Annotated in this window: 27 protein-coding genes; 14 read left to right on the top strand and 13 right to left on the bottom strand. The window is 66.4% G+C overall.

The genetic code is table 11. The annotated features are described in order from the left end of the window. Positions 1 to 4: 4 nt before the first annotated feature. The 4 genes from DYQ94_RS05475 to soxR all read right to left on the bottom strand — a co-directional run bounded on the left by DYQ94_RS05475 (position 5) and on the right by soxR (position 7,803). Positions 5 to 766 carry a SapC family protein gene (locus DYQ94_RS05475; RefSeq protein WP_126965853.1) on the bottom strand — a complete coding sequence of 254 codons (762 nt, stop codon included), beginning with the start codon at positions 764 to 766 and terminating at the stop codon, positions 5 to 7. Positions 767 to 1,211: 445 nt separating this feature from the next. Next, entirely contained in the window at positions 1,212 to 4,370 is a 3,159-nt protein-coding gene (locus DYQ94_RS05470) for a TonB-dependent receptor (RefSeq protein WP_024938719.1), read from the bottom strand. Between the two features lie 793 nt (positions 4,371 to 5,163). Next, entirely contained in the window at positions 5,164 to 7,155 is a 1,992-nt protein-coding gene (locus tag DYQ94_RS05465; RefSeq protein ID WP_160954520.1) for a M1 family metallopeptidase, read from the bottom strand. Positions 7,156 to 7,356: 201 nt separating this feature from the next. Then, complete coding sequence (gene soxR, locus DYQ94_RS05460) at positions 7,357 to 7,803, bottom strand: redox-sensitive transcriptional activator SoxR (protein ID WP_065032607.1); 447 nt, start codon at positions 7,801 to 7,803, stop codon at positions 7,357 to 7,359. Between the two features lie 100 nt (positions 7,804 to 7,903). Between soxR and DYQ94_RS05455 the strand changes: the two genes are divergently transcribed. Continuing rightward, entirely contained in the window at positions 7,904 to 9,274 is a 1,371-nt protein-coding gene (locus DYQ94_RS05455; RefSeq protein WP_126965852.1) for an MFS transporter, read from the top strand. 571 nt (positions 9,275 to 9,845) lie between these two features. Here the strand turns inward: DYQ94_RS05455 and DYQ94_RS05450 are convergent. From DYQ94_RS05450 to pdxH, 9 genes are all read right to left on the bottom strand, one after another. Continuing rightward, positions 9,846 to 11,012, bottom strand: coding sequence for a glutathionylspermidine synthase family protein (locus DYQ94_RS05450; RefSeq protein WP_126965850.1), 1,167 nt, complete (start codon positions 11,010 to 11,012; stop codon positions 9,846 to 9,848). 1 nt (position 11,013) lies between these two features. Further along, the gene (locus DYQ94_RS05445; protein ID WP_016904951.1) at positions 11,014 to 11,589 is read right to left on the bottom strand and encodes a DUF1190 domain-containing protein; all 576 of its coding nucleotides are present in this window, start codon (positions 11,587 to 11,589) and stop codon (positions 11,014 to 11,016) included. A gap of 12 nt (positions 11,590 to 11,601) precedes the next feature. Beyond that, entirely contained in the window at positions 11,602 to 12,006 is a 405-nt protein-coding gene (locus tag DYQ94_RS05440) for a DUF350 domain-containing protein (protein ID WP_005995053.1), read from the bottom strand. Positions 12,007 to 12,043: 37 nt separating this feature from the next. Then, entirely contained in the window at positions 12,044 to 12,721 is a 678-nt protein-coding gene (locus DYQ94_RS05435; RefSeq protein WP_039813384.1) for a YjfK family protein, read from the bottom strand. Continuing rightward, complete coding sequence (locus tag DYQ94_RS05430; RefSeq protein WP_126965849.1) at positions 12,718 to 13,800, bottom strand: potassium channel family protein; 1,083 nt, start codon at positions 13,798 to 13,800, stop codon at positions 12,718 to 12,720. Before DYQ94_RS05430 ends, DYQ94_RS05435 begins: the two co-directional genes overlap by 4 nt. Positions 13,801 to 13,825: 25 nt before the next feature. After that, positions 13,826 to 14,596, bottom strand: a complete 771-nt coding sequence (locus DYQ94_RS05425; protein ID WP_005995047.1) for a PspA/IM30 family protein — start codon at positions 14,594 to 14,596, stop codon at positions 13,826 to 13,828. A gap of 12 nt (positions 14,597 to 14,608) precedes the next feature. Beyond that, positions 14,609 to 15,025 (bottom strand): YjfI family protein, encoded by a 417-nt coding sequence (locus DYQ94_RS05420; protein ID WP_005995044.1) that lies wholly within the window; start codon positions 15,023 to 15,025, stop codon positions 14,609 to 14,611. A gap of 132 nt (positions 15,026 to 15,157) precedes the next feature. Next, a complete protein-coding gene (gene aac(6') / locus DYQ94_RS05415) occupies positions 15,158 to 15,613 on the bottom strand; it encodes an aminoglycoside 6'-N-acetyltransferase (RefSeq protein ID WP_054591477.1) in 456 nt (151 codons plus the stop codon). Further along, on the bottom strand, positions 15,610 to 16,209 hold the full coding sequence (gene pdxH, locus DYQ94_RS05410; RefSeq protein WP_005995039.1) for a pyridoxamine 5'-phosphate oxidase: 600 nt from the start codon (positions 16,207 to 16,209) through the stop codon (positions 15,610 to 15,612). The genes aac(6') and pdxH overlap by 4 nt, the downstream gene beginning before the upstream one ends. Before the next feature lie 340 nt (positions 16,210 to 16,549). On the opposite strand from pdxH, the gene DYQ94_RS05405 reads away from it, so the two are divergent. The 13 genes from DYQ94_RS05405 (at position 16,550) to DYQ94_RS05345 (ending at position 24,619) form a co-directional block, all read left to right on the top strand. After that, positions 16,550 to 17,092 (top strand): shikimate kinase, encoded by a 543-nt coding sequence (locus DYQ94_RS05405; protein ID WP_005995037.1) that lies wholly within the window; start codon positions 16,550 to 16,552, stop codon positions 17,090 to 17,092. Then, positions 17,089 to 18,201, top strand: coding sequence for a 3-dehydroquinate synthase (aroB, locus tag DYQ94_RS05400; RefSeq protein WP_126965848.1), 1,113 nt, complete (start codon positions 17,089 to 17,091; stop codon positions 18,199 to 18,201). The genes DYQ94_RS05405 and aroB overlap by 4 nt, the downstream gene beginning before the upstream one ends. Before the next feature lie 188 nt (positions 18,202 to 18,389). Then, positions 18,390 to 18,641 (top strand): WGR domain-containing protein, encoded by a 252-nt coding sequence (locus tag DYQ94_RS05395; RefSeq protein WP_006449079.1) that lies wholly within the window; start codon positions 18,390 to 18,392, stop codon positions 18,639 to 18,641. A gap of 13 nt (positions 18,642 to 18,654) precedes the next feature. Beyond that, positions 18,655 to 19,719, top strand: a complete 1,065-nt coding sequence (hemE, locus tag DYQ94_RS05390) for a uroporphyrinogen decarboxylase (RefSeq protein WP_024938707.1) — start codon at positions 18,655 to 18,657, stop codon at positions 19,717 to 19,719. Positions 19,720 to 20,511: 792 nt separating this feature from the next. After that, positions 20,512 to 20,799, top strand: a complete 288-nt coding sequence (locus DYQ94_RS05385; RefSeq protein ID WP_024938706.1) for a RebB family R body protein — start codon at positions 20,512 to 20,514, stop codon at positions 20,797 to 20,799. A 35-nt stretch (positions 20,800 to 20,834) separates the two neighbouring features. Beyond that, positions 20,835 to 21,104 carry a RebB family R body protein gene (locus tag DYQ94_RS05380; RefSeq protein WP_024938705.1) on the top strand — a complete coding sequence of 90 codons (270 nt, stop codon included), beginning with the start codon at positions 20,835 to 20,837 and terminating at the stop codon, positions 21,102 to 21,104. Positions 21,105 to 21,134: 30 nt separating this feature from the next. Next, entirely contained in the window at positions 21,135 to 21,401 is a 267-nt protein-coding gene (locus DYQ94_RS05375; RefSeq protein ID WP_054591479.1) for a RebB family R body protein, read from the top strand. A gap of 52 nt (positions 21,402 to 21,453) precedes the next feature. After that, positions 21,454 to 21,732 carry a RebB family R body protein gene (locus DYQ94_RS05370; protein WP_022973268.1) on the top strand — a complete coding sequence of 93 codons (279 nt, stop codon included), beginning with the start codon at positions 21,454 to 21,456 and terminating at the stop codon, positions 21,730 to 21,732. 106 nt (positions 21,733 to 21,838) lie between these two features. Next, positions 21,839 to 22,174 carry a hypothetical protein gene (locus tag DYQ94_RS05365; RefSeq protein ID WP_024939222.1) on the top strand — a complete coding sequence of 112 codons (336 nt, stop codon included), beginning with the start codon at positions 21,839 to 21,841 and terminating at the stop codon, positions 22,172 to 22,174. Positions 22,175 to 22,197: 23 nt separating this feature from the next. After that, the gene (locus tag DYQ94_RS05360; protein WP_024939223.1) at positions 22,198 to 22,443 is read left to right on the top strand and encodes a RebB family R body protein; all 246 of its coding nucleotides are present in this window, start codon (positions 22,198 to 22,200) and stop codon (positions 22,441 to 22,443) included. Further along, a complete protein-coding gene (locus DYQ94_RS05355; protein ID WP_080689427.1) occupies positions 22,440 to 23,102 on the top strand; it encodes a RebB family R body protein in 663 nt (220 codons plus the stop codon). Before DYQ94_RS05360 ends, DYQ94_RS05355 begins: the two co-directional genes overlap by 4 nt. 79 nt (positions 23,103 to 23,181) lie before the next feature. Then, positions 23,182 to 23,529: a hypothetical protein gene (locus DYQ94_RS05350; protein WP_054591492.1), complete on the top strand. Its 348-nt coding sequence runs from the start codon at positions 23,182 to 23,184 to the stop codon at positions 23,527 to 23,529. A 19-nt stretch (positions 23,530 to 23,548) separates the two neighbouring features. After that, positions 23,549 to 24,619, top strand: coding sequence for a hypothetical protein (locus DYQ94_RS05345; RefSeq protein WP_104553730.1), 1,071 nt, complete (start codon positions 23,549 to 23,551; stop codon positions 24,617 to 24,619). Positions 24,620 to 24,674 lie beyond the last annotated feature (55 nt).

Below are 24,674 nucleotides of genomic sequence, written 5' to 3'. Positions count from 1 at the left end.
GCGCTCAGGCGAACGCAGCAGTCGCAGACGCAGTGTGCGCCTGCTGCAGGCGGCGCTGCTTCTCGGCCATCAGCCGACGCACGTTGTGCAGCGAGGCCAGCATCAGGAACGCAGCCTCCAGATAGCCGGCCCGATGCAGTTGCTGCAACGAGGACGCATCGAGTGCGGCAAGCCGCTCGCGGTCGATGGCGAACAGGCCTTCCAGCTTGGTGGCGTGCGTGGCATCCAGCGTGACATCCAGCTGCACCGGCTGGATCAGCCCCAACGCATCCAGCGCGGCCGCCATCGCCTGGCCGGCATCCACACCGTCGCGGATGCCGCGCAATACACCGATGATGTGCTCCAGGTACGGGCTATGGCCGCCCTGCGGAAGAAATACCGCCTCGCCTTCGTGACGGCTGATGCGCGGGTGCTCCAGATCGACGTGGATCACCGGCTCCTGCACCAAGGCGCCCTCGATGCGCTGCTCCTGGAAGCCGATCAGAAACGGTCCCTTGGCGACGATGCCGGGCAGATAGCTGGCAGTCCAATGGCCGTCCTGCAGGAACAGATTCTCGTCCTGTGCAAAGCCCAGCAGCGCCACCGACTGGTAGCCGCCGGTGGCTGGATCCTTGCGAAAGAACAGCGGGTACTCGCGCTGCAGCTCGGCGTATTCGGTGACGAACGCCGGCACCAGGCCCAGCGCATCACCGAACTCGGCACCGAAGCGCAGCACGACGCGCAGATCGTGATGCGCCACATTATTGAGCACTGCGTATCGCGTCATCTGAAACTCCAACGGTGCTCCGCCACGGAGCACCGCATTGCGTGGAATGCGTCGATCGCGCGGCCAGGTACCGCACTTGCTGGTGGCGAGCATTGCCAAAAAGCGGCAGACCGGCAAGCGGCACAGCAGCATCGGGACCTGGCCTGCAGCAACCTATATCGCCGGTGTGACCCGGCGGCGGCCGTGTGTGGGTGCAAGCAAGCGCCGCGTGTGCCGGCGAAACCAAGGGATGCGCGGCGGCATCCAGCTCGCGCCTGCGGTTGCGGCCGCCGGACCGGTGCCACGCAGGCTGACGACTCGATGCGGCCACGTGGCGCAGCCAGCGAACGCTCGCCGGCCGCCTTCGAAAAAGCGCGCGACTGGCCCGCACCAGCCCGCACGTCGGCATCGGCCACACCAGGCACCGGCTGCGCTCACCGGGAGGGAAGTGAGCGCAGCCGGTGGGTCAGAACGCGTAACGCACACCCAGCGTGTAGCGTGGCTGCTGGTCGATCAGGCGGATGATCTGCTTGTCCGAGCGCCCATGCCAACGCACGTCTTCGCCGGTGAGGTTGATCGCCTCAAAGCCCACGGAAAGTTGCTTGCTGAAGCTGTAGCTGACGCTGAGGTCCCACTGCTGATACGCCTCGACGTAGTACGGATTGCGGTTGGCATTGTCCTGGTTGGCGGCGATCAGATACTCGTCGCGCCAGTTCCAGGCCAGGCGCGCGCTCCAGCCGTATTTTTCGTACATCAGCATCACGTTGGCGGTGTCGCTGAGGCCAAGCAGCGCAAACTGGTCGCGATCGATCACGGTGTTGTCGAAGCCCACATCGCCTTCGACGATGGTGTAGTTGGCGTAGATGCCGAAGCCGGTGCTGTCGAAGAAGTACTGCCCGCCCAATTCCCAGCCGTGGATGTTGGCCTTGTTCTGGTTGACCGGGCGCGACACGTCGAACTGATACAGCGGATCGGAGGCATTGCCGACGATATCGTAGGCGTTCTCCAGTGCCAGGCTCTGCGCGGAGCTGCCGTTGTAGGCGGCCAGCCCGCCGGTGGCCGCGGCATTACGCAGCAGCGCCATCGCCGCAAAAAGCGAGGTGTCGTTGGCCGAGCACGCCGCCGCGACGTCGTTGCCGGAGGCGCCCACCTGCGCCGCACAGGCGCCGCTCTGCAGGAACGCCAGCGCGGCCTGCGCGTCAGGACCGGAGGTGGGATCGCTCAGCCCGTACAGGGATTCGCGCGAGACCGTGTTGCCGATGAAGTTGCTGACGCGTTTGTTCCAGAACGTGGCCGACACGTAGCTGGCATCGGCGAAGTACCACTCCAGCGCCAGATCGAGGTTGTCCGATTCCAGCGGGTCCAGTTGCGGGTTCTGCGAGCTGCCGCCGGCACGGTTGGACGGATTGATCAGGATCGAGCCATTGGGCGTATTCGGCGTCGGGCCGGCAATCAGGTTGTTGTAGGGCGCGCGTGCGATGGTCTGGCCGAACGAGGCGCGCCCCTTCAGCTGATCGGAGATGTCGATGCTGAAGTCCAGATTGGGCAGGATGTAGTTGTAGCTGGTCTTCTCGCTGAAGGGCTGCTGCTCGGTGGAGCGCAACAGCTGGAAGTCATTGTTGGCCTGCCACAACAACGCCGTGGGCGTGGCCACCTGCGAGGTGGATTCCACATCGGTGCGCTCGTAGCGCAAGCCCAGCCGCGTATTGGTGGTCATGCCGGAGATGTCGCCCTTCAGTTCCAGCTGCACGTAGGCAGCGCGGGTCTTCTCTTCCACCTGGTTGTCGGCGCTGTATTGCGGGTTGTAGCGGGTGGTGGCGCCGTACTGGCTGCCACCCCACAGCGCCAGCTGATCGGCATCGCCGCGCCATGCATTGGGCGCGGCGCCATTGGCGTTGAAGTCCTTGAACATGCCGGTGATGCTCACCGGCCGCAGCAGCGCCTGCATGCCGGGCTCGTTGCCGGCGTTGGCCACGCCCCAGTCACCCAGCGTGGAATTGGTGTCGCTGGTGAGCCGGTTCATGGTGGTATTGGCGGTACTCACGCCGAACTGGAAGCGCCCGTCCTCGAAATCGAAGGTACCGTCCATGCGGCCTTCCTTGATCTCGGTGACCTGCGATTGATAGAAGATGCGCAGGACCTGCGAGCCAAGCTCGGCGGGGGTGAAGTCCGGGTTGAGCACGCCGTTGGTGCCGGCCAGGGAATCGGCAGCGGTGGGATACCAGGTGCGTGCGCCAATCGGCAGGCCATTGTTGAAGCGCAGCTCCTGCCCCCATTGACCGCCGCAGGACGGGCCGTTGCTGCAGTTGTTGGTGCCGGCGAAGCTGAAGTACGTGGCGCTGCCGCCGGTGACCGGGTCGTTGGGCAGGCTCTTGGTCTTGGAGTTGTGCGCATCGAAGGACAGCTGGAAGCGGTCGCTCACCTGCCAGTCGGCATTGAAGCCGAGCGAGCCGAGCGTGTACTTCTGCTCGTTGCGCTGCTGCTCCATACCGAAGTCCTTGGCGCCGTTGGGCACGTCGCGCAGATACACCGGGGTGGCCACCGCCTGGCCGGTGTCGAAGGTCAGATCGGTGAAGCTGTTGGCGCGCTGCAGCCAGATGCCCTGCTCGCCGCGCTCTTCGCGGATTTCGTTGGACGAATAGGTGTAGTCCAGGGTCAGGGTCAGGCTGTCGCTGGGCGCGAACTGCATCACCGCCTGGCCATTGGTGCGCTCGCGCTGGAAGTCGGCGAAGGCATAGCGCAGATCGTTGGGCATGCCGTAGAGCTGACCGATCGCCGGTGCATTGGTCACCACCGCATCCGGGCGCAGGGCCGGGTCGGTACCGGTCCAGCGCTGGATGTTCCAGGTGTTTTCGGTGGCCTGCACCGAGCCGCCATGGCGCTTCTGGTAACTGCCGCTCAGGCCGATGCCGAAGGTCTTGTCGGGATTGGTATAGCTGAAGATGCCGGAGACTTCAGGAGTGAGCGAATCGCCGAACGGCTGCGAACGATCCGACACCATCTTGGCGCCGGCATTGGCCACCACGCCTTCGTGATTGAACGGCTTGTCGGTCTGGATGTTGATGGTGGCGCCGATGCCGCCGCTGGGCGCGGTGGCACGGCTGGTCTTGAACACCTCGATGCCGGTGATGGCTTCGGAGGCGAGCTGGGCGAAGTTGAACGCGCGCGTGCCCACATCCACACCACCGATCGGGGTCTGGCCCGGCGCGCCGAACGCATCGGCACCGGGAATCAGGCGGCCGTTGAGGGTGACGGTATTGAACTGCGGGCCGAAGCCGCGCGCGGTGACCTGCGCGCCTTCGCCATCGCGGCGCTCGATCGAGATACCGGTGATGCGTTGCAGCGACTCGGCCAGATTGGTATCGGGAAATTTGCCGATGTCTTCGGCGCTGATCGCATCCACCACGCCGGCAGCATCGCGCTTGATGCCCATCGACTGATCCAGGCTGCTGCGGATGCCGGTGACATTGACCGCATCCAGGGTGGTGGCGGTTTGGGCGCCGGACTGCGGTGGCGGCACCTGCTGCGCGGCAACGTCCTGCGCAAAGGCGGGGTTGATCACCAGGATGCCACCGACGAAGGTAAACATGGCCTTCGACTTGAACTTGCTCAACGTACGACGCATCGATCTATCCTCGGGTCTGGAGTCCAACACCCACGGCCGTGGTCGCGGAATGCGACGCGGCGCTTGCCTGGCCACGGGCCTGGACGGCACGTGACATACATCCCTGCACAGCACTTGCTCTGATCCGCCGCCTCGACTGCCGGCGCATCCCCCCTGATGCAAGCCATGTGCGTGCCACGTCCTCACGGACGCGCCGTGCACCTGGCGCTCTACCGCACCTGCGACTGCCTTCCCAACCAGTACGCCTGCACCACGTGTCTCGCCCTGCGCCTCTGCATGCAACCGCGTACCAGCGGTCAATGCAGGACTGATAGCGCTAACACGGGGCGCAGCCTAGTCACGCGTGGCGGGGCTTGTCACCGTGCGTTGCAGCAAACACACCAAGCCACATGCAGGCACAAAACACCGCGTGCGCTTGAGTCCGCAGTGCGAAAGCAGGCGCAGCGTGGCTGTAAGCGTTACCAGCCAGTGGTGGCGATAACTACGCCGCAACGGCGCAGTTGCATGTCGTCGCTTGGCCGCAGCAACACCATACGAAGCAGTTGCGCAAAACAGCGCGAGAATCGCAGCGCGGCCGCCTTCAACGGCGATGTGCTGAGGCGCACACGCGTGGCAGTGGACGCCGATGCGAGCACGTCATTGCGCGCTTGCGCGCGACATCGGACTGCAGGGCGCAACGAAAAAACGGCGCAATCGCTGCAATCGATTGCGCCGCTGGTGACGGTGAACCGCGTGGGCGGAACGCTCGCAGCATCTGCGCCATTGCAGCGCAGACGCCAGCGATCGGCAGCCGCTAGCCGATCGTATCGACCTGGTTGTCGCCACGCTGGGCATCGGGCAATGCATGGTCCGGATCCAGCGTCACGTGCAGCACTTTCTGCGTGGTCGGCAGCGTCAGCGTGGGCGCGGTGTTCTGCAGCCAGGTTTCCACCGGCACGCGGCGGTCCAGATGGCTGCCGTCGGCCAGGTCCACCCGCACGGTGACCGGCATCACCAGTTTCTGGCGGCTGCGCAGCGTGAGTTGCAGGCCCTTGGCAGGATCGTGATCGACGTAATGGGCCTCGCTGATGCCCATGTCCAGCTGCCAGTTGTTGAGATACCAGCCGCGCCACCACCAGGCCAGATTCTCGCCACTCTCGCTTTCCATCAGCCGGAAGAAATCCGACGGCGTCGGATGCTTGTAGGCCCAGGTCGCGATATATTTGCGGAAGGCCGGATCGAAGCGCTCCGGCCCCAGGATCTGCTCGCGCAACAACACCAGCCCCAACGCGCCCTTGAAATAGGTCAGCGAATGCCGGTAGGTCTCGCTGGTGGAATCGGCGTTGTCCATCAATGTCGGCGCACCGGCATCGGCCAGCAGCGGCAGGATTTCGTCGACCGGGTTGCCGCCCTTGGGCGCATATTCCGAATCGCGCTTGGGCGCGTACTCGCCCTTGTTGAAGGCATCGGATGCATAGACGTCGATGAAGGTGTTGAAGCCTTCGTCCATGAACGCGTGGCGGCGCTCGTTGGAGCCGACGATCATCGGGAACCAGGTGTGTCCGATCTCGTGCGCGGTGATCCAGAACAACTCCTTGCCGCTGTCCTCGAAACCATCGAAGACGATGCCCGGATATTCCATGCCCGCACCGTACCCGCCCAGGTTGATCGCGGCCGGCCACGGATACGGGTACCACTGCGAGAAATGTTCGATCGCGCCCTTGACGTATTCGGTGGAGCGGTTCCACTTGTCCGCGCCCACGCCCTCCAGCGGATACACCGACATCGCCAGCGACTGCTTGCCGCCCGGCAGCTTGATGCGCGCGGCATCCCACACGAACGCAGGCGAGGCGGCAAACGCAACATCGCGGGTGTTGTCCATATGGAAGCGCCAGGTGCGCGTGGTGTTTCCCGCAGGTTTGGCAGCGCGCGCGCTCACTTCCTCGGGCGTGCGGATCAGCACCGTACGATCGCTGCTGCGTGCCTGCTGCAGGCGTTGCTGCTCGCTGCGGCTGAGCACCTCGGCCGGATTGGTCAGCGCGCCCGAACCGGCGACCAGGAAGCCCTCCGGCACGGTCACCGCGTAGTCGAAGTCGCCGTACTCCAGATAGAACTCCGAGCCCAGATACGGCTGCGTGTCCCAGCCGCGCAGATCGTCGTAGACGGCCATGCGCGGATACCACTGTGCAATCTCGTAGATCTCGCCCTGCTTGCTGGCACTGACCGCAGTGCGCCCGCCCCAGGTGCCCGGAATCGTGTAGCGGTAGCGGACATGCACGGTCAGCGCCTTGCCCTGCCCGGCCAACGGCTGCGGCAGGTCCACCCGCATGCGGGTGTCGTCGACGACGAAATGCGCAGGCTGGCGACGCCCTCCATCGTCGATCTCGACACTGGCGATCTGCATGCCGTCGGTGAACTGGGTGCGGCGCGACGGCCGGCTGGCGGCAGCGCGCGCATCGGCGCGGTAGATGTTCTGGTCCAGCTGCAGCCACAGCACGTCCAGCGTGTCCGGGCTGCGGTTGGTGTAGTGGATCGCCGCCTCGCCCGTGAGCGTGTGGGTCGCCGGGTCGATGCTGGCGTTGAGGCTGTAGTCGGCACGGTTCTGCCAGAACAGCGGGCCGGGGACGCCGCTGCCGCTGCGGTAGGCGTTGGGTGCATCGGGCAGTTGCAGCGGTGCGAACAAGGCCAGCGGATCGAAGACGCTTGCCGGCGCGGCGGCACTGGCGGCGGGCGCGGCATGCGCGGACGAGGTGATGCATGCCAGCGACAGCGCAACGGCGAGCGATCGGCGCAAGGTGGGGAACATGCGTGAAATCCTGCGGCGGAGGGGATCCCCATCCTACGGTCGCCTTCGCCAGGCACGGCACTGCCATTGGTCCCGGTTGCGGCATCAAACTTCTCGACGGTGACAGGCTGTCCGGGGCGCAGCAGCCGCGGCCCGCGCGCGATCTGCAGATGCCGATCGCACCAGCCCTGCCCTGGCGGCGGCTAGCCCGCGCTTGCCACCTCAATCGGCAGCAAGCCGCGACAAGCGCAACGCGCCATCCCCACCCTCGGCCAGCGCATCGCCCGGATTGCTCAGCCGGCAGCGGCGCAGCGACAGACAGCCGCAGCCGATGCAGTCGGTGAGCTGGTCGCGCAGGGCCTGCAGCTCGGCGATGCGCGCATCCAGTTGCGCGCGCCAACGTGCCGACATGCGTGCCCATTCCGCACGCGTGGGCGTGCGCTGGTCCGGCAGCACCGAGAACGCATCCAGCACCTGCTGCAACGGCACGCCGAGCCGTTGCGCCACGCGAATCACGGCGATGCGCCGCAACACGTCGCGCGCATAGCGGCGTTGATTTCCGGCAGTGCGCAGGCTGCGGATCAGCCCCTTGCGCTCGTAAAAATGCAAAGCCGACACCGCCACGCCACTGCGCTTGGCCACTTCGCCCACGGACAACTCACGCTGCATTGCCTTGACCTCAACCTTGGTTGAGGCAGGATGCTGCGCGGCCATGACCGGTGCAAGCCCCGTGGTCATGGCTCTACACACTTCAGTTTCTGGATGCTCGATGCCCGCCGATACCGCCCTGCCCGCCACGCCACTCAATGCGGCCCAACCCACTTCCATCCTGGCCGCGCCGTATCGCGCCGCAACGCTGGGCATGGTGGCACTGGTATCGCTCAATGCCTTCGAATCGCTGGCGGTGGCCGCCGCCATGCCGACCGTCGCGCGCGAATTGAATGGCTTGCCGCTGTATGCGCTGGCGTTCGGCGGCACCCTGGCGACCAGCGTGGTCGGCATGACCGCCGCCGGGCGCTGGAGCGACCGGCGTGGCCCCGGCGGGGCGCTGGCCTACGGCCTGCTGTGCTTCGTGATCGGCCTGCTGGTGGCAGGGCTGGCGCCGAGCATGCCGGTGCTGATTGCCGGCCGCCTGCTGCAAGGCCTGGGGGCTGGCGCGTATTCGGTGGCGCTGTATGTGATCGTCGGGCGCCTGTATCCGGAAGCCTTGCGGCCCCGCGTGTTTGCTGCGTTTTCGGCCGGCTGGGTGGTGCCGTCGTTGGTCGGGCCGGGCATCAGCGGATTGATCGTGCAGCACGTGGGCTGGCGCTGGGTGTTCCTGTCGGTGCCGCTGCTGGCGATACCGGCCGGGCTGATGCTGTGGCCGGCGATCCGCGGGCGCACCTGGTCCAGCGACACAGCCGGCGCGTCGCGTTCCGCGTTGCGCTGGGCGGTGGGTGCGGCCTTGGGCGTGCTCGGCGTGTATCTGGGCGGACAGCTGCACGGCACGAGCGCGTTGCTGGCGATGCTGCCGGCACTGGCGATCACCGTGTGCTGCGCCTGGCAGCTGTTGCCGGCCGGCACGCTGCGGCTTGCGCGCGGGCTGCCTAGCGTGATCGCGCTGCGCGGCATCGCGGCGGCGGCCTTCTTCGGCTTCGAGGCGTTCCTGCCGTTGCTGCTGTCGCGCGAGCGCGGCCTGTCGCCGCTGCTGGCCGGCGTGGCGCTGAGCGTCGGCGCGCTGGGCTGGTTCAGTGGCTCCTGGTACCAGGGCCATAGCCGCGCCGGCTGGTCGCGCTCACGCCTGCTCAAGACCGGTGCGTGCTTCATGTCGCTGGGCATCGTGATCAGCGCGGGAGCGGTGTGGCCGGTCATCCCGGTGCCGGTGGCGATTGCCGGCTGGGCGCTGACCGGCCTGGGCATGGGCCTGCTGTATCCGAGCCTGTCGGTGTTGACGTTGTCGCTGTCGCCGCCGGCGCAGCAAGGCGCCAACAGTTCGGCGCTGCAGTTAAGCGAGGCGATTGCGGTGGCCGGCATGCTGGCGCTGGCCGGCGCCTTGTTCGCCGCGCTGCTGGCCTCGGCGACTGCGGCCGCCTACCTGAGCGTGTTCGCCCTGGCATGGCTGCTGGCGGTGGCGGGCCTGTTGGTGGCGCGGCGGGTGTAATGGGTGTGCGGTGTGCGCGGTGTATCGAAGCAAGAGAACACTGATCGCGAGGCTGACGTGTCGCGCTCAGTCGATGTGTATCGCCCGCATCGCATGCAGCGCGCGTACGGTCTGCACGACTTGCTGGATCCGCCTGCTCGGCACGTCACGTTGGCATGACGCAACCCAGGCCGGCACATCCCATCGCCGATAGCGCAACCGACTTTGCCGATCCTGTCGAGATCGCTGCGATCGGGACCGGAAAAACGTATCCGCGAGCGGCTGGTCATTTTTTCGCCACCCATCTTGACAGCGTTGCAGGCCGGGGCCTGCACCCACTTGTCCACAGCCTTGTGCAAGTTCCATCCACAGGGGGTGTGGAAAACCTGCGCTGCGCGGCAGGCAGCGCAGGGCTTGCGCGTCACTGCAGCATGTGTCACGCGATACGGGGCAACAGCTGCCTCATACAGCGCGAGCCGTTACGTACAACCCGGCCATGCGGAAGCAGCGCTTTACTCACGACCACATGCAAGGGCGATCGCGCCACACGGCAGCGCCGCGTCGCAGCGGCGCTGCCTCACCCACTGCTGCATCAGTTCACGATCACGTGAGGCACGAAGCGCGAGGTGTCGCGGGTGATCGGACCATCGTCGTCGCGCATGCCCAGCCCGGCCGGACGATCGGCCACCACCCAGCTGCCGACCAGCGCATGCCGGCCATCGAACACCGGTAATGGATGATGCGCCTGCAGGATCGCCGGCCCGTCCACATACGGGCCATCGGTCTGCGCAGCGTCGCCCTGTGCGCTGACCAGGGAAATATTGGCACCCTCGCGCGACAGCAGCGGCTTGCGTACCCAGCCTGCCGTGGGCGCTTCGCCGGTTTGCGCAAAGCGCGCCGGCAGCAGGTTGGGATGGCCCTGATGCCGCTCCCACAACAGCGGCAGGATGCCCTTGTTGCTCAGCACCGATTTCCACGCCGGCTCGATCAGGCGCACGCGGTTGGCGCACAATGCCGGGCCGAAGCGTTCTTCCATCATGAATTCCAGCGGATACAGCTTGAACAGCGTGTGGATCACCCGGTCCTGCTCATCGGTGAACCAGCCGTCGGCACTGAGGCCGATGTCTTCGATGGCCACTTCCTCGGTGCTGATGCCCACCTGATGCGCGCAGTCGCGCAGGTAGCGCACCGTGGCGCGGTCTTCCAGCGAATCGCGCACCGCGGAGAAATGCATCTGCGCACCGATCGCGTCATCCACCGCCAGCGCGCCCAGGGTTTCGCACAGCAGGTCCTGGATCAGGTTGTACTGATCGGTGCCCTTGGGCAGCGCACCGGCGGCGATCTGCTGTTCCAGCCACAGCCACTGGAAATATGCCGATTCGTACAGCGAGGTCGGCGTGTCGTAGTTGAGCTCATACAGCTTGGCCGGGCCGTTGCCGGCATAGGCTAGGTCCATGCGGCCGTACAGATGCGGGTCGCGGTTCTTCCACGAGGTGGCGATCCAGTCCCAGTAGAACGGCGGGATCGCCAGCTGCGTCATCAGCTGCTCCGAGCCCACCACCTCGTCCACCAACTGCATCGCCATGTCATGCAGTTCCTGCGTGGGCGCTTCGATGTCGTCTTCGATCTGTTGCAGCGTAAACGCGTAATACGCGCTTTCGTCCCAGTACCGCTCGCCGTCGATGGTGTGGAAATGGAAGCCGAGCGACTCGGCCTGCTCGCGCCAGTCCGGGCGCTCGGCAATTGCGATCCGTTGCATGTCAGCCGCCGTAACCGGAGCTGCGCCCGCCGCTGCCGAACGAACTGCGCGCCGCCGCACTGGAGCCGAAACCCGAGCGCGACACGGTGATCGCCCGCGACGGCATGTCGATGGCGCCGCTGCGCCCGCGGACGGTGCCGACGCGGTTGCTGGCCAGATCACCGTTGGGCTTGTAATACCCACCGCTGCGGTAATCGCGGTACAGCGGAATCGAGCCGCCATAGCGGTAGCCGCCGCCACCGGTCATGTTGCCCAACGCATAGCCCAGCAGGAACCCGCCCATCGGCGGGATCCAGCTCTGCTGGCCCTGCGCCGTCTGCACCGCCGTGCAACTGCCGAACTGCTCGTCGCACTCGTAGCGCGTACTGAAGCGCGGCGCGGCCTGCTGGTGCTTGGTCACCGCCTCGTCATAGGCCTTGAGGCATTGCTGGATGTCGGTCTGTTCCTGCTTGATCTGGTAGCAGTCGGAGGCCGACTGCAGTACCACGCCGGTTTCCGGTTCGGAGCCGCAGCCGGTGACGAGGGCGGCCGGCAATGCGGCCATCAGGGTGAGCTTGAGATTGCGTGATCGCTTCATGCCTGCGCTCCGTTACGGCGTGATCGCCGCGGCATTGATCAGCCCGACCGCGATCGACACGCCGGCCGAGAAGATGCCGGCGGCGGTGACGTTGTCGGTGATCTGCCGCGAGATGCGCCCGGCCACCAGGTTGGCCAGCAGATACGCCACGACCTGGATGCCGCAGGCGACCGCGCCCCAGATCAGCGCATCGACCAGGCTCACCGAATGGGTGATGGCCGAATGCAGCGGCAATGCCACACCGATCAGGTTGCCGGCCAAGGCGGTGGCCGCAGCCACGTTGCCCTGCCGCAGCAGGGTGAAATCCTTGTGCGGGGTGACCAGGGTCACCAGCACCACCGCCACGATCAACACGCCCAGGCCGGTGCCGAAGTAGGAAAGAAACGCGAGAAAACTCTGCAGGTTGATCGGGTTCATGACAGGACCAGGGTAAGTGGAAGACGAGCGCGCACGCTCAGGTGATATCCAGATCGGCGACGGTGACATCGATGCCGACCGCATAGGTGACGCAGAACTCGTTGGGGCCGGAATCTTCGCCGGTGACCAGCAGGAATTCCTCGCGCTGCAGCTCCGGCACATCGCGGCTGTAGAGCATGGCGTAGTGGGTCAGATCGCCATCGCGGCGCGGCGGCTGATAGCGATATAGCACCTCGTCGTAGGCGATCGGCGGGATGCGCGCGGCGCCGTCGGTGGACTGCGTGGCGCGTTGCCAGCGCTTGCCGGCGTACTCGATCTGCGCCGCACCCAGATGCGGATGCTGCATCACGAACTCCTGAAACGCCTGCTTGCTGGGCGGATTGACCGTCTCGCAATACACGAAGGCCTTCATCGCCTCCAGATCGCCGCCAACCGTGGTGACCTGCAGGAACGCGTCGTCGTCCAGATAGAAACGATGCAGGGCATAGCCATCGCCCAGATTGACGTGGCCGTAGCACGGAATGCCTTGATGCCCGCCCGGCAACTCGGCGGTCATGGCCTCCGGTGCCATGCGGTACAGCGTGGTATCGATCTCCAGCTGCCCACCCACGCGCAAGCCCAGCGGCAGCGCGTGACCGATGGCGCCAGTGCCGGAGCTGGGCAACGGCGGTGGTTGTGGTTGACCGAACAACTTGCTGAAAAAACTCATCGTCATGCACCTTGTGGCGATGGGGAACGGGACACCGGCTCAGCGCGCAGGGCCTGCCAGGCGATGGCAGGCACGGGAACGCGCTGTTGGGCCAGGTAATACAGCATGGCACCGGCCGGCACCGCGGTGTGTGCGGGCGGGTTCAAGCGCAGCGCGCCATCGGGCGCGCGCAGGCCCAGCAACAGGGCGCCGCGCTGGCCGAAATCGGCGGCCAGCAGGCGGTAATCCAGCGGGTCGACATCGGCAGGAACCGCCAGGCTGAACTGGGTCGGGCCATCGTCCACCGACAGCAGTTCGGCCGTGATCGCCGCGCTGCCCGGATCCTGCGCCGCGCGGGCCAGGATCTCGGCGGTCATCGGCCGCGTGCATTCGATCGCCGGATAGTGGCAATTGACCAGCCGCGCGGCGCTGCCCGAATCGAAGTGCGCCACGATGTGCGCACGCGGCGCATGCGCCATCAGCGCGAACACCGCCGCCAGGGTCTGGTCGTCCGAGCGCGGGTTGACGATCACCCGCGCCGCACCGGCGATGCCGGCACGCAGGTAGACCTCGGTATGCGTGTAGGACTCGGCGGCGATGAAGCGCATATGGTCGGGCATCGGGTTCTCGGCCACGCCCTCGGCGATCAGCACCACGCCTTCGTCGTCGGTAGCGGTATCGGACAGCAGCAGTTCCAGCAAGCGTGTGGACGCGGCGCCCTGCCAGCCGATCAGGATGGTGTGCCCGCGCAGATCGGCGTAAGCCATCTTGCCCATGTGGTGGCGCCTCCAGAAGGTGATGAGCACGCCGCTGGTCTTGGCCAGCACCGTGGCGAACAGCGCCACCGCGCCCGGCATCAGCACGAACGCGGCGATATAGCGCCCGGCCACCGAACCCGGCGACAGGTCGCCGTAGCCGATGGTGGTGGCGGTGGTCATGTAGTAGTACGGAAACGCGTCCAGGCCAACGAGCTTTTGCTCGCCGGCCAGCAGCAGCAACACCCAGCTCAGCCCCATGTGCGCCAGCAATGCCAGCGCCACCATGCCCCAGCTGACGCGGCGCACGTGGCGCCGCACTATCCGCAACAGCTTTCCGACGATGATCATGGCGCGTCCTGTGCCGTGCGGCGGATCAGCTGTCGCTGCGCGGAACCTGCTGCACGTCGCGCACCTGGCCGATCAGCGGCGCGCTGCCGTCGGCGGTGTCGTGGCCGAGCTGGGCCGGCTTCTTGAAGCGTGCCAGCACTGCGGCGGCGTTGGACTCGCCTTCCATCAGGCCGGCCGCAGCCAGACGCCGATTCAGATCGCCGTCGCCACTGGCTGCCTCCAGCTCTTCGGCCGATTCGATGCGTGCGGAGGTCTCGGCCTGACGCGCCTTGATTCGCTCCAGCGATTCCAGTGCCGAGCCCATCTTGCTGCTGGCACCGGAATGGCGCGCGGCAATCGCCGCCTGTGCCTTCTGCACCGCATCGGTGGCCTTGACGGTGTCGATCTGCTGGCGCATGCCGCGCAGCTGGTTCTCGGTCTTCTGGATGGTGGCCTTGAGCGTCACCACCGACTGGTCCAGCGAGCTCTTGGAGGCCTTGTCGCCGGCGTCCTCGCTTTCCAGCGCCGCCAGCTTGACCGCCACGTCGTGCGCCAGTGCCTCGTCGTTCTTGGCCAGCGCACCTTCGATATAACGCGTGTATTCGGCCATCTTGCCGGCGCGCGCGTCGATCTTCTGCTGGGCGAGCTTGCTCTGCGCCATCAGCTTGGTCAGCTCCTCGCGCGAGCGCGTGAGCTGGGCGCCGGCATCGCGCATTTCCTGGTCCAGGATGCGCAGTGCGTTGGCGTCGACCGCCTTCTGGCCGGTTTCGTGTGCAGTGCCACGCAGCAGCGTGATCAGCTTTGAAAAGATACTCATGACAACACGCCTTTAGGAAAAGAACGGCTTGAGAGATTCGGCGGCATCCAGCGTATTGGCCGCCAGGGTCTGGATTTCCTCGTCGATCTGGTCGAGCGTGGACGACGCCGACAGTTCGCCGAAGACCACATAGCTATCCTTGCCGTCGACCTGCACCAGGCCCAGGTTGGACAGGGGATTGAGCGGGTTGAGCCGCAGGCAGGCGTCGTTGAACGCCGCGCGGTCGCTGACCTGGTCGGCATTGGCCAGCAGCGTGGAAACGAACACCTGCGAGCCGGAGGCGGCGACCTGGATCTGCATGTCGCCGTGGTCGGCCAGGGTGAGGTTGATGGCCGGCTCCAGCCCGTCGATCAGCTCGACCTCGATCGGCTGGTCGCGGTAGCGCTCGGCCAGCAGGCCGTGCAATTCGACAGTGGTGTACTGCGTCATACGATGTCCTGTCCTTTGGTCATGCAGCGGTGGTGATGCAGTTGCCGCTGCGGTGATGCAGCAGCGGCCGTGCAATGGGCGGACATACTACAGACTGTCCGCGACCGGCAGAAAGGGCCAGAAGTCAGCCGGTCAGGCCAGCTGCAGGCGGTAGTAGACCACCCGTTCAGTTGGCTCGAAGCCGCATGCCGCATGCGCCGCCTGGGCGCCGCTGTCGTCCAGCCGCGCATCGGAGGCCAGCTCCGCGCAGCCCTGCTCCCGCGTCCACTCCACTGCCGCGGCCACCAGCGCGCGACCGAGCCCGCGGCCGCGCCAGGCCGGACTCACATACCAGCCTTCCAGAAAGCCCACCGGCGTGCTCTCGGTGCCATTGACGTAGTCGTGGCGCACCGACACCTCGGCAAACCCCAGCGCCGCATCCGCGTCGTCCACCGCCAGCAGGTGGCTGGCGTCTGCCTGCGCCAGCGCGGCCCGCAGCTCGGCGAGGCCAGCGTCGGCATCGGGCCACAAGGCCAGGCGCAGGGCCAGCAAGGCCTGCGCATCGGCGCCCACCGCCGCGCGCACCCGCCAGCCGGCCTGCGCGCTCACGGATACAGCATCCGCTTGCTCCAGTGGCTGGCCGCATCGGCCTCGTAACGCCAGCGCTCGTGCAGGCGGAACTTGGCGCCGTACCAGAACTCGAATGCCTGCGGCACCACCCGGAACCCGCCCCAGCCCTCCGGGCGCGGCACCGCGCGGCCTTCGAAGGTGGCTTCGACCTTGGCGATGGCCGCGTCGAACTCCTCACGCGAGCCCAGCGTCTGCGACTGCAGCGAGGCCCAGGCGCCGATCTGGCTCATGCGCGGGCGCGAGGCGAAGTAGGCATCCGATTCCTCCGCGCCGACCAGTTGCACGCCGCCCTCGATGCGCACCTGGATGCCGGCCTCGCGCAGGCTGCGCCACAGAAACAGCAGGGCGGCCTGCGGATGGGTCTGCAGGTCGCGGCCCTTCGCGCTGTCCAGGTGGGTATAGAACACGAACCCGCGCGCATCGAAGGCCTTGAGCAGCACGGTGCGCGCGCTCGGCCGGCCGTCCACGTTGGCGGTGGCCACGGTCATTGCGCTGGCTTCGAGTTCGGCGCCGGCCTGCGCCTCGGCGTACAGCGCGGTAAAGGTGGCAAGGGCTTCTGCGTACAGATCGGTCATGACGGTGCGAGGGCAGCAAGATTGACGCCTATTGTGGGCGCATCGGGCCTGCTTCGCCTATGCGCAGCGGTCGACAGACCTGCGCCCGCTGTAAGAACCTGCCGCTGATGCCTGAAAGCAGGTCGTGCGCATTGGGGCGTCTTCGCGCCACTGACGCTGGCTGCCAAGCATTCGCCACGGGTTGCGTGCAGCCACTCCATCTTCAGCGGTCGTCCCAGCCGTTGTCCGCGCAGCGTGGGTGTCGATGCTGCTGCGCGCAGCCGGCGGTCGCCGCGCCGGAATGGTTTCAGTCCATGCCGATCGGCCCGATGCGCGGGCCCGAATGCTACGATCCCTGCGCATGAACCCCGCTTCCAATCTCGTGATGGTCGGCCCGATGGGCGCCGGAAAAAGCTGCATCGGCCGCCGTCTGGCCGAGCGCTTCGGGCTGGAGTTCGTCGACGTGGACCAGGCCATCGTCGAGCAGGTCGGCAGCAGCATCCCGGCCATTTTCGAACAGCACGGCGAAGCGCGGTTCCGGCAGCACGAGGTCCAGACCCTGCAGACGCTGCTGGAGCAGGACAACAAGCTGATTTCCACCGGCGGTGGCGCGGTGCTGGATCCGCTCAACCGCCAGCGCATCCGCGCGCGCGGCTTCGTGGTGTACCTGCACGTCAGCGTGCCGGCCCAGCTCACCCGGCTGGCGCGCGACCGCAACCGGCCGCTGTTGCAACGCGCCGACCGCGAGCAGGTGCTGCATGCGATGGCCGCGCAACGCACCCCGCTGTACCAGGAGGTCGCCGACCTCAGCCTGGAAACCGATCACTTCTCCCCCGCCGAGGCCACCGCGCAGCTGGTGCTGCGCCTGGCCGCGCAATGGCGCATGTCGAGTCCCCCCGCATGACACTTCCCCGTTCCTCGCGCAGCGTCGATGTCGACGGTGCGCAGCCGTACACCATCACCATTGCGCCCGGCCTGCTGGCCGATGGCACGCGCCTGGCCAGCCATGTGCGCGGCCGCCACGTATTGCTGCTCAGCGACTCGCAGGTGGCCCCGCAGTACGCCGCCGGCGTGCGCAAGGCGCTGCTGCAGGCGCGCCCGGACCTGCAACTGGGCGAGCTGGTGATTGCCGCCGGCGAAGCCTCCAAGACGCTGGACAATTTCGGCGCCGCGATCACGGCATTGGCCGAGCTGGGCGCCACCCGCGACGCCTGCGTGTTCGCACTCGGCGGCGGCGTGGTCGGCGACCTGGCCGGATTCGCGGCGGCGTGCTGGATGCGCGGGGTGGACTGCGTGCAACTGCCCACCAGCCTGCTGGCGATGGTGGATTCCTCGGTCGGCGGCAAGACCGCGGTGGACATCCCGCAGGGCAAGAACCTGGTCGGCGCGTTCCATCCGCCACGCGCAGTGATCGCCGATACCGACACCTTGCATACCCTGCCCGCGCGCGAGCTGCGCGCCGGGCTGGCCGAGGTGATCAAGTACGGCGCCATCCGCGACCCGCTGTTCTTCCAGTGGCTGCATGCCGAACGCCGCGCGCTGCTGGAGCGCGATGCCGACGCCCTGGCGCAGGCGATCGCGCGCAGCTGCGAGCACAAGGCCGACATCGTCGCGCGCGACCCGCTGGAAAAGGGCGAGCGTGCCCTGCTCAACCTGGGCCACACCTTCGGCCATGCGATCGAGACCGAACAGGGCTATGGCGCGCCAGGCAACGACAACCTCAACCATGGCGAAGCGGTCGCGGTGGGCATGGTGCTGGCCGCGCGGCTGTCGGCCGCGCTGGGCATGAGCGATGCGCAGGACACCGAGGCGCTGCGCGCGCTGCTGCATGACTTCGACCTGCCCACCGACATTCCGCCCGGCCTGTCCCCGCAGGCCCTGCTGGGGCGCATGCGGCTGGACAAGAAGAACATCGCCGGCCGCCTGCGGCTGGTGTTATGGCGCGGCATCGGCAAGGCCGAGGTGGTACCCGATGTCGACGAGGCGGCAGTGCTGGAGATCCTGGCGGGCTGAGCAACGCCGCTTGTCTCCGGCACATTCGTAGGAGCGCCCCCGGGCGCGACAGGGCTTGCCGGTAAATCCCGTCGCGCCCAGGTGCGCTCCTACGCAATGCCTGCTTGCCGACGCTCCCTTCGCAAGCGGAGCAACCCGGCGCGCCCATTGCCCCCAGCCTTCAGCACCGCCCGGCTACAATCGGCGCCATGCGCATCCACTTGCAACACGATCCTGGCGGCAACGCGCCGCTCCGCTACGTCCAGCTGACCCTGCAACCGGATCTGTTCGGCGGCTGGGAGCTGCTGCGCGAAAGCGGCGAGATCGGTGGACGCTCGCAGTTGCGACGCGACCAATACCTGCTGCAGGACGAAGCGGACCGGGCCTTCGACAAGGCGCGCGACACCCACCTCAAACGCGGCTTCCAACTCATCACCGGCGGCGCCGACGCGCCGCGCTGAGGACACACCTCCCATGCTCAAGAACGATCGCCTGCTGCGCGCACTGAACCGTCAGCCTGTGGACCGCACCCCCGTGTGGCTGATGCGCCAGGCCGGCCGCTACCTGCCGGAATACCGCGCCACCCGCGCGCGCGCCGGCAGCTTCCTCGGCATGGCCAAGAATCCCGAAATCGCCTGCGAAGTGACGCTGCAGCCGCTGCAACGCTTTCCGCTGGACGCGGCGATCCTGTTCTCCGACATCCTGACCATTCCCGATGCGATGGGCCTGGAGCTGTATTTCGTCGAAGGCGAAGGCCCCAAGTTCCGCCACCCGGTGCGCGATGCCGCCGCGATCCATCGGCTGGGCGTGCCGGACATGGAGACCGAGCTGCGTTACGTGATGGATGCGGTGCGCCTGATCCGCCGTGAGCTGGATGGCGCGGTGCCGCTGATCGGCTTCTCCGGCAGCCCGTGGACACTGGCCTGCTACATGATCGAAGGCGGCGGCAGCAAGGAATACGCGCGCATCAAGGCCATGGCCTTCAACGCGCCGGAGGTGCTGCATCACCTGCTCGGCACCGTCACCGATGCGGTGATCGCCTACCTGTCCGCGCAACGCGCGGCCGGTGCACAGGCGTTGCAGGTGTTCGACACCTGGGGCGGCGTGTTGTCGCCGGCGATGTACCGCGAATTCTCGCTACCCTACCTCACCCGTATCGCGCGCGAGCTGGAACGCGGCGACGGCGCCGAGCGTACCCCGCTGGTGTTGTTCGGCAAGGGCAACGGTGCCTACGTGAGCGAGCTGGCCGCCAGCGGCGCCGAGGCGGTAGGCGTGGACTGGACCATCGCGCTGGCCGACGCCGCCCAGCGCGCCGGCGGCCGCGTCGCGCTGCAAGGCAACCTGGACCCGGCCACCCTGTACGGCTCGCCCGAAGCGATCCGCGCCGAGGTCGGCAAGACCCTGGACAGCTACGCCCAGGGCAACGGCGGCTCGCGCGAAGGCCATGTCTTCAACCTCGGCCACGGCATGTCGCCCGACATGAATCCCGACCACGTGGGCGTGCTGGTGGAAGCGGTGCAGACGCTGAGCAAGCGGTAATCCAAGGCACGGGTCGATAGCGCACCGGTGTGCTGTCGACCGCCGCTCAGCGCGCGCGCCCGGGGAGTGCACGCTGAGCGTGATGACGGGCGGTGGCTGCATCAGCAATAGATCGGCAGCACCGCCGATACGTATGGGATGCTGCCAGGCCGCGCCAGGCACGCGGCACAGTGACGAAGGCAGTCTTCAGCGATAGCAAGACCAGCCTCCATGCCGTCACCCGGATCACGTCTGCATCCGCTCCAAACACGGCCCTCGCGCCTCGTTCCGTTGAACGTGATCTCGCCACTCCAGTGATGTGCGCAGTGAGCGCCCTGCCGACGTCACTGCGACGTGATGCGCGCCGAGCTCAGCCGCAACGCGGTCAATCATCGATGCGCGTGGGCTCCGGTTTCGCGGGGTACCGACAGCGTACCGGCCGGCCATTGACTTGCCGCAGAGAGTCGCCAAGCGGACGCGAGCTTTGCTGCCTTGCGTCAGCAGCAGCCTGTGCTCGCCTGTTCTGCATGGTCCTTCTGTTACTCCCTTTGCGATTCACCACGACATTCCCCGCACGCGGTTCCAAAACGCGTCATTACATCGCATGCCGCCCTAAAGCGGATCGGCTTCACGTCGATAAGCCCGGCATTGCCGTCGTTTAAACCAATTTTCCCGGAGCAAGGAGATTTACTGTTTCTCCACGGTGATGCGGTGCCACTGCAACACATCTCCGGACAGGCAGGCCGCCTGCCGAACCTCGACATCGTCACGTTTGTTCAAACGCTCCACTCATTCGAGAACAGGGAGAAACGCATGGCATTTCCAACCGCCGTCAACGACCAGATCACCGACTCCGTCACACAAGCCAATACCAAGGTGCTGGGCGATGCCCCCGCCATCGCCATGGGCAATCTGTACCAGGCCACCGCGCAGGCACTGGCCAATGCCGCCCATAACGCGACCAATGCGCAGCAGCAGAGTTATGTCACTGCGCAGTCGGCCACCACCATGGGCGTGGCCACCCTCTATTCCATCGACACCGCCACCACCGGGGTTGCGACCAAGCAGGTTCTGAGCACCGGCATAAAGGGCCTGGGCTAAGCCGACCGTGATTTCTGGCACATAAGGAGCAAGCAATGGCATTTCCGACCGCAGTCAATAATCAGATCACCGATTCCGTCACCCAGGTAAATACCAAGGTCCTGGGCGACGCACCGGCGATCGCGATGGGCAATCTGTATCAGGCAACCGCGCAAGCGCTGGCCAATGCCGCCCACAACGCCACCAACGCGCAGCAGCAGAGCTACGTCACTGCGCAGTCGGCTACCACGATGGGCGTGGCGACGCTGTACTCCATCGACACCGCCACCACCGGCGTCGTCAGCAAGCAGATCCTGGGCGTCTGACGGCCCGGCTAACGCCAAGGACATTCGCCAATGGCATTTCCCACCGCCGTCAACGACCAGATCACCGACTCGGTTACCCAGGCCAATCTGCAGGTATTGGGAAGCGCTCCAGCCGCAGCCATGGGCAATCTGTACCAGGCCACCGCGCAGGCGCTGGCCAACGCGGCCCACAACGCAACCCTCGCGCAACAGCAGATGTATGTCACCGCACAGGCAGCAACCACGATGGGCGTTTCGCTGCTGTATTCGCTCGATACCGGCACCACGGGTGCCGCCACCAGGAAGATCCTCGGCTAACCGCTAACGCCGCAGCGTCTTCGTTGTTTCCCTACCTCAAGGAGCTATCACCATGGCCTTTCCGACCGCCGTCAACAGCCAGATCACCGATTCCGTTTCCCAGGTCAACACCAAGGTCCTCGGCGATGCGCCGGCGATTGCAATGGGCAACCTGTTTGTTGCCACCAGCCAAGCGCTGTCCAATGCCGCCCACAACGCCACCAACAACCAGCAGCAGTCCTACGTGACGATGCAGGCGTCGACGACCCAGGGCGTGTCCACGCTGTATTCGATCGATACCGCGTCCGATGGCGTCGCCACCCGGGAAATCCTGAGCGCCGGTCTCCGGTAATCGGCAGCCAGGCGCCGCTGTCACAGCGAGAGCGGCGCCTGGTTCGATACGCGAAGCCTTTGCAACCACCACGCAGTTCGCTGGCCGAATCGAGAAAGGACGCCTCATGCTGCAACTACGTCATATCCCTACGTCCAACACCCTGGATGTCGTCGTCAGACTGATCCGGGGCCGCACCATCGTGGCGACATTCGCGCCGCATCAAAAGGCAGTGATCAACGTCGAGTTCGACGGCATCCTGCCTGTGATTCCCGGAGCGCAGCCGTTGGTCTATCGCCGGAAGCTGGACAACATGATCGACGTGCCGCAGGGCAATTTTGCATTCCTGGAACGCGTGCCCGATGGCGTAGCCTTGCAGTACGCGTGCAGACACGAACCACAGAACACCGTGCTGTTCTCGGCGTCGGCTGGCGTTGAACAGCGCAGGCCGTCGTTGGCCTAGGACACTGATGCCAGTGCCCCGTCATGGAGCCAAGCGCGCAGGCTGCAAGCGTCGCCAACCTGATCGGTACCGCCGCTACAGGTGCGGCGATGGCGATCGGCCAAGCGCCGGCCTTCGCGATGGGGGCGACCTATCTGGCGCTGTCGGATTCCATCGCCCTCGCAATGGAAAACGCAGTCGCCAACCAGCAGCGCGGACAGGTGCTTGCCGATGCAGCCCTTACTCAAATCCTTGCCTTAATCATCCAGAAGGGAGCGACTTCGTCATGATCGACGACAGTAGCGTGAACAGCCAGGTCGTCGATGCGGTGAGCAGCATCGTGACGCTGACCACCGGTCAGGCGCCCGCACAGGCGCTCGGCATGCTCGATGCCGTGATGCTGGAGACGCTGGGCATGGCGATGCACAACGCCGTCAACCGGCAGCAAGGCGCCGGCATGATCAATGCAGCAGCGATCACCGCCGCCTGCGCCAAGATGATCTCGGCACCGTTCCCGGTGGCGCCGCCACCACCGCCTGCACCACCCGGACCACCACCGACGGTCGCGCCGTTGCCCGGCCCGCCCCCCGTACCGCCCCCGCCTGCAGCGCTCATCGCCGCCGCAGCGGCGGAGGCCAAGGTGGCCGTCGACGTGCTGAAAACGCAAGCGCAAGGCGCCTCGGCAGATGCCGCGACCGCAACCGCCGACCTCTTGGAAGTGCATGCGCTGAGCGTACCGCCGCCCCTGCCCGCTACTCCCCCCGCCTCCGGTGCCGGCCCCGATGATGCTGCCACTTCTGATGCTCCTGCTGCTGCAGCCGCAACTTCACCCGCAGCTGCAGCTACAGGCACACCCCCTGTCGTTGCTGCATCTGCATCTGCTGCTCCTGTTGCACCTGCATCTGCATCTATCCCTGCACCTGCACCTGCGCCGCCTGCTCAGTCATAGGGCGTCCGCAGAGATGAGGTCAGCCCCCCCTACCACCAGGCCTCATTGAAAGGCGGCCGATCATTCCATGGGAATCAAGATGGAACCGACAAAGGTCAATGCGCAGGTCATCGATGTCATCAACCAGGTGCAGCTGGCGACCATGAGCCCGCAGGTCGTGCTGACCAGCGGAGCCGGCAAAGCCTACCAATCGGTGGCGCAGTCCACTGCCATTGCGGTGCAGGACGCCACCGACGCGTTGCGCAATGTCTCCACGATCGCCACCACGGCCGTTGGCGTCGCGATGGCGCAGTACCTGGCCACCGGCGATGACAAGTACGTCACTGCACTTAGCAAGGCGCAGGAGCTGATGCAAGGCGCCACCGACGACTTCGCCAGGATCGGTTCGGCGGCCGGGCTGGTGCTGAAGAATTTCCCCGCTGGTTGAACTCACAAGGAGTCATGCAATGTCCGTTTCAATCGCAGGCCGCCTGATCTCAATGCCGACGATGCTCTCGACGCTGGGAAGGCAGTGCCTGGCCTTCATCGATGGAGGCACCCAGTGGCTGGCCTGGGCGATCCAGTCGCCCGGTGTGCGCTACGATTTTCCCGACGAGAGCAGCCTGCTCGACGAAGTGCAGCAAGGCCTGCACGGCTCGCGCCTGGCCTTGTTGCCGCAGCTGGAGCTGAGGGTCAGCCCGGTCAAGCTGATGACCTTGAGTCCGACCGACCTGGGCACGCTGGCGCAGGCCGAAGCAGGCGACACCGGCTCGGTGGTCAAGGCGCAGCTGCAGCGCATCTTTCGCGACAACGCCCTGTACACCGCAAGCGACCTGGCCGCAGGCCGCAGCCTGCTGACCCAGTTGAAGGTCGATGGCGCCGGCGTGTTCCAGTCGCTGGACCTTGAAGAAAGCCTGGCGCTACGCCAACTGGCCGCCGAAGCGCCGCCAGCCGACGTCACGCCAGCACTGCAGCAGGAGGCAGCAGCATTCGCTGTCGAGCAGGCGCGCACACCGCTGGAATTCTGTGACTACTACCGCTTCTACCTGGCCTGCACCGCCACCATCGCCGCTGAGGACGAACGTGCGCATGCGGCGGCCTCGGCACTGCAGACGCTGTTGCCGCAGCTGTTCACCACCCTGGATTGCCCACAGGTGCAGGGGCTGCCTTCGCCCAACGAGGTCGAACGCAGCGTTGCCGAATGGCTGGCACGCGGTCGCCAGATCGGCTTCGCGCGGCTATCGCTGGCGGCCCAGCAGATCGTCCAGCACACCCGCTACCGAGGCGACGGCGACGACCAGGCGGCGAGCGATGCGATCCGCCTCTACCTGCAGTCGGCGCAGGCCTTCCTGGCGGCCAACCGGCCCAGCCGTGGGGTGCTGGGCCAGGATGGCAGCAGCTGCGTGTTCACTATGCAGAACGACGCCCTGGCTGCACTGCTGCAGGTCAACGGCGGCATCATCTCGCTCCGCGACTTCGGTGCCGCACCTGCATCACCCACCACCTCGCAAGACACGGATGCGGAGGCCACGCAGTGAGCGCACCGCCCCCGCCTGCTGCGGCCGGCGACCAGGCCCCGCTTGCGACCAGCGT

This window comes from Xanthomonas sp. LMG 8993 (assembly GCF_009835065.2).
GTDB lineage: Bacteria > Pseudomonadota > Gammaproteobacteria > Xanthomonadales > Xanthomonadaceae > Xanthomonas > Xanthomonas arboricola.
This window is presented reverse-complemented; position numbering and strand designations above follow the sequence as displayed.

Bases quoted from the DNA above. Each gene is read 5' to 3' on its own strand.
- DYQ94_RS05475 (WP_126965853.1), bottom strand. From the start codon at position 766: ATGACGCGATACGCAGTGCTCAATAATGTGGCGCATCACGATCTGCGC.
- DYQ94_RS05470 (WP_024938719.1), bottom strand. From the start codon at position 4,370: ATGCGTCGTACGTTGAGCAAGTTCAAGTCGAAGGCCATGTTTACCTTC.
- DYQ94_RS05465 (WP_160954520.1), bottom strand. From the start codon at position 7,155: ATGTTCCCCACCTTGCGCCGATCGCTCGCCGTTGCGCTGTCGCTGGCA.
- soxR (WP_065032607.1), bottom strand. From the start codon at position 7,803: ATGCAGCGTGAGTTGTCCGTGGGCGAAGTGGCCAAGCGCAGTGGCGTG.
- DYQ94_RS05455 (WP_126965852.1), top strand. From the start codon at position 7,904: ATGCCCGCCGATACCGCCCTGCCCGCCACGCCACTCAATGCGGCCCAA.
- DYQ94_RS05450 (WP_126965850.1), bottom strand. From the start codon at position 11,012: ATGCAACGGATCGCAATTGCCGAGCGCCCGGACTGGCGCGAGCAGGCC.
- DYQ94_RS05445 (WP_016904951.1), bottom strand. From the start codon at position 11,589: ATGAAGCGATCACGCAATCTCAAGCTCACCCTGATGGCCGCATTGCCG.
- DYQ94_RS05440 (WP_005995053.1), bottom strand. From the start codon at position 12,006: ATGAACCCGATCAACCTGCAGAGTTTTCTCGCGTTTCTTTCCTACTTC.
- DYQ94_RS05435 (WP_039813384.1), bottom strand. From the start codon at position 12,721: ATGACGATGAGTTTTTTCAGCAAGTTGTTCGGTCAACCACAACCACCG.
- DYQ94_RS05430 (WP_126965849.1), bottom strand. From the start codon at position 13,800: ATGATCATCGTCGGAAAGCTGTTGCGGATAGTGCGGCGCCACGTGCGC.
- DYQ94_RS05425 (WP_005995047.1), bottom strand. From the start codon at position 14,596: ATGAGTATCTTTTCAAAGCTGATCACGCTGCTGCGTGGCACTGCACAC.
- DYQ94_RS05420 (WP_005995044.1), bottom strand. From the start codon at position 15,025: ATGACGCAGTACACCACTGTCGAATTGCACGGCCTGCTGGCCGAGCGC.
- pdxH (WP_005995039.1), bottom strand. From the start codon at position 16,209: ATGACCGATCTGTACGCAGAAGCCCTTGCCACCTTTACCGCGCTGTAC.
- DYQ94_RS05405 (WP_005995037.1), top strand. From the start codon at position 16,550: ATGAACCCCGCTTCCAATCTCGTGATGGTCGGCCCGATGGGCGCCGGA.
- aroB (WP_126965848.1), top strand. From the start codon at position 17,089: ATGACACTTCCCCGTTCCTCGCGCAGCGTCGATGTCGACGGTGCGCAG.
- DYQ94_RS05395 (WP_006449079.1), top strand. From the start codon at position 18,390: ATGCGCATCCACTTGCAACACGATCCTGGCGGCAACGCGCCGCTCCGC.
- hemE (WP_024938707.1), top strand. From the start codon at position 18,655: ATGCTCAAGAACGATCGCCTGCTGCGCGCACTGAACCGTCAGCCTGTG.
- DYQ94_RS05385 (WP_024938706.1), top strand. From the start codon at position 20,512: ATGGCATTTCCAACCGCCGTCAACGACCAGATCACCGACTCCGTCACA.
- DYQ94_RS05380 (WP_024938705.1), top strand. From the start codon at position 20,835: ATGGCATTTCCGACCGCAGTCAATAATCAGATCACCGATTCCGTCACC.
- DYQ94_RS05375 (WP_054591479.1), top strand. From the start codon at position 21,135: ATGGCATTTCCCACCGCCGTCAACGACCAGATCACCGACTCGGTTACC.
- DYQ94_RS05370 (WP_022973268.1), top strand. From the start codon at position 21,454: ATGGCCTTTCCGACCGCCGTCAACAGCCAGATCACCGATTCCGTTTCC.
- DYQ94_RS05365 (WP_024939222.1), top strand. From the start codon at position 21,839: ATGCTGCAACTACGTCATATCCCTACGTCCAACACCCTGGATGTCGTC.
- DYQ94_RS05360 (WP_024939223.1), top strand. From the start codon at position 22,198: ATGGAGCCAAGCGCGCAGGCTGCAAGCGTCGCCAACCTGATCGGTACC.
- DYQ94_RS05355 (WP_080689427.1), top strand. From the start codon at position 22,440: ATGATCGACGACAGTAGCGTGAACAGCCAGGTCGTCGATGCGGTGAGC.
- DYQ94_RS05350 (WP_054591492.1), top strand. From the start codon at position 23,182: ATGGAACCGACAAAGGTCAATGCGCAGGTCATCGATGTCATCAACCAG.
- DYQ94_RS05345 (WP_104553730.1), top strand. From the start codon at position 23,549: ATGTCCGTTTCAATCGCAGGCCGCCTGATCTCAATGCCGACGATGCTC.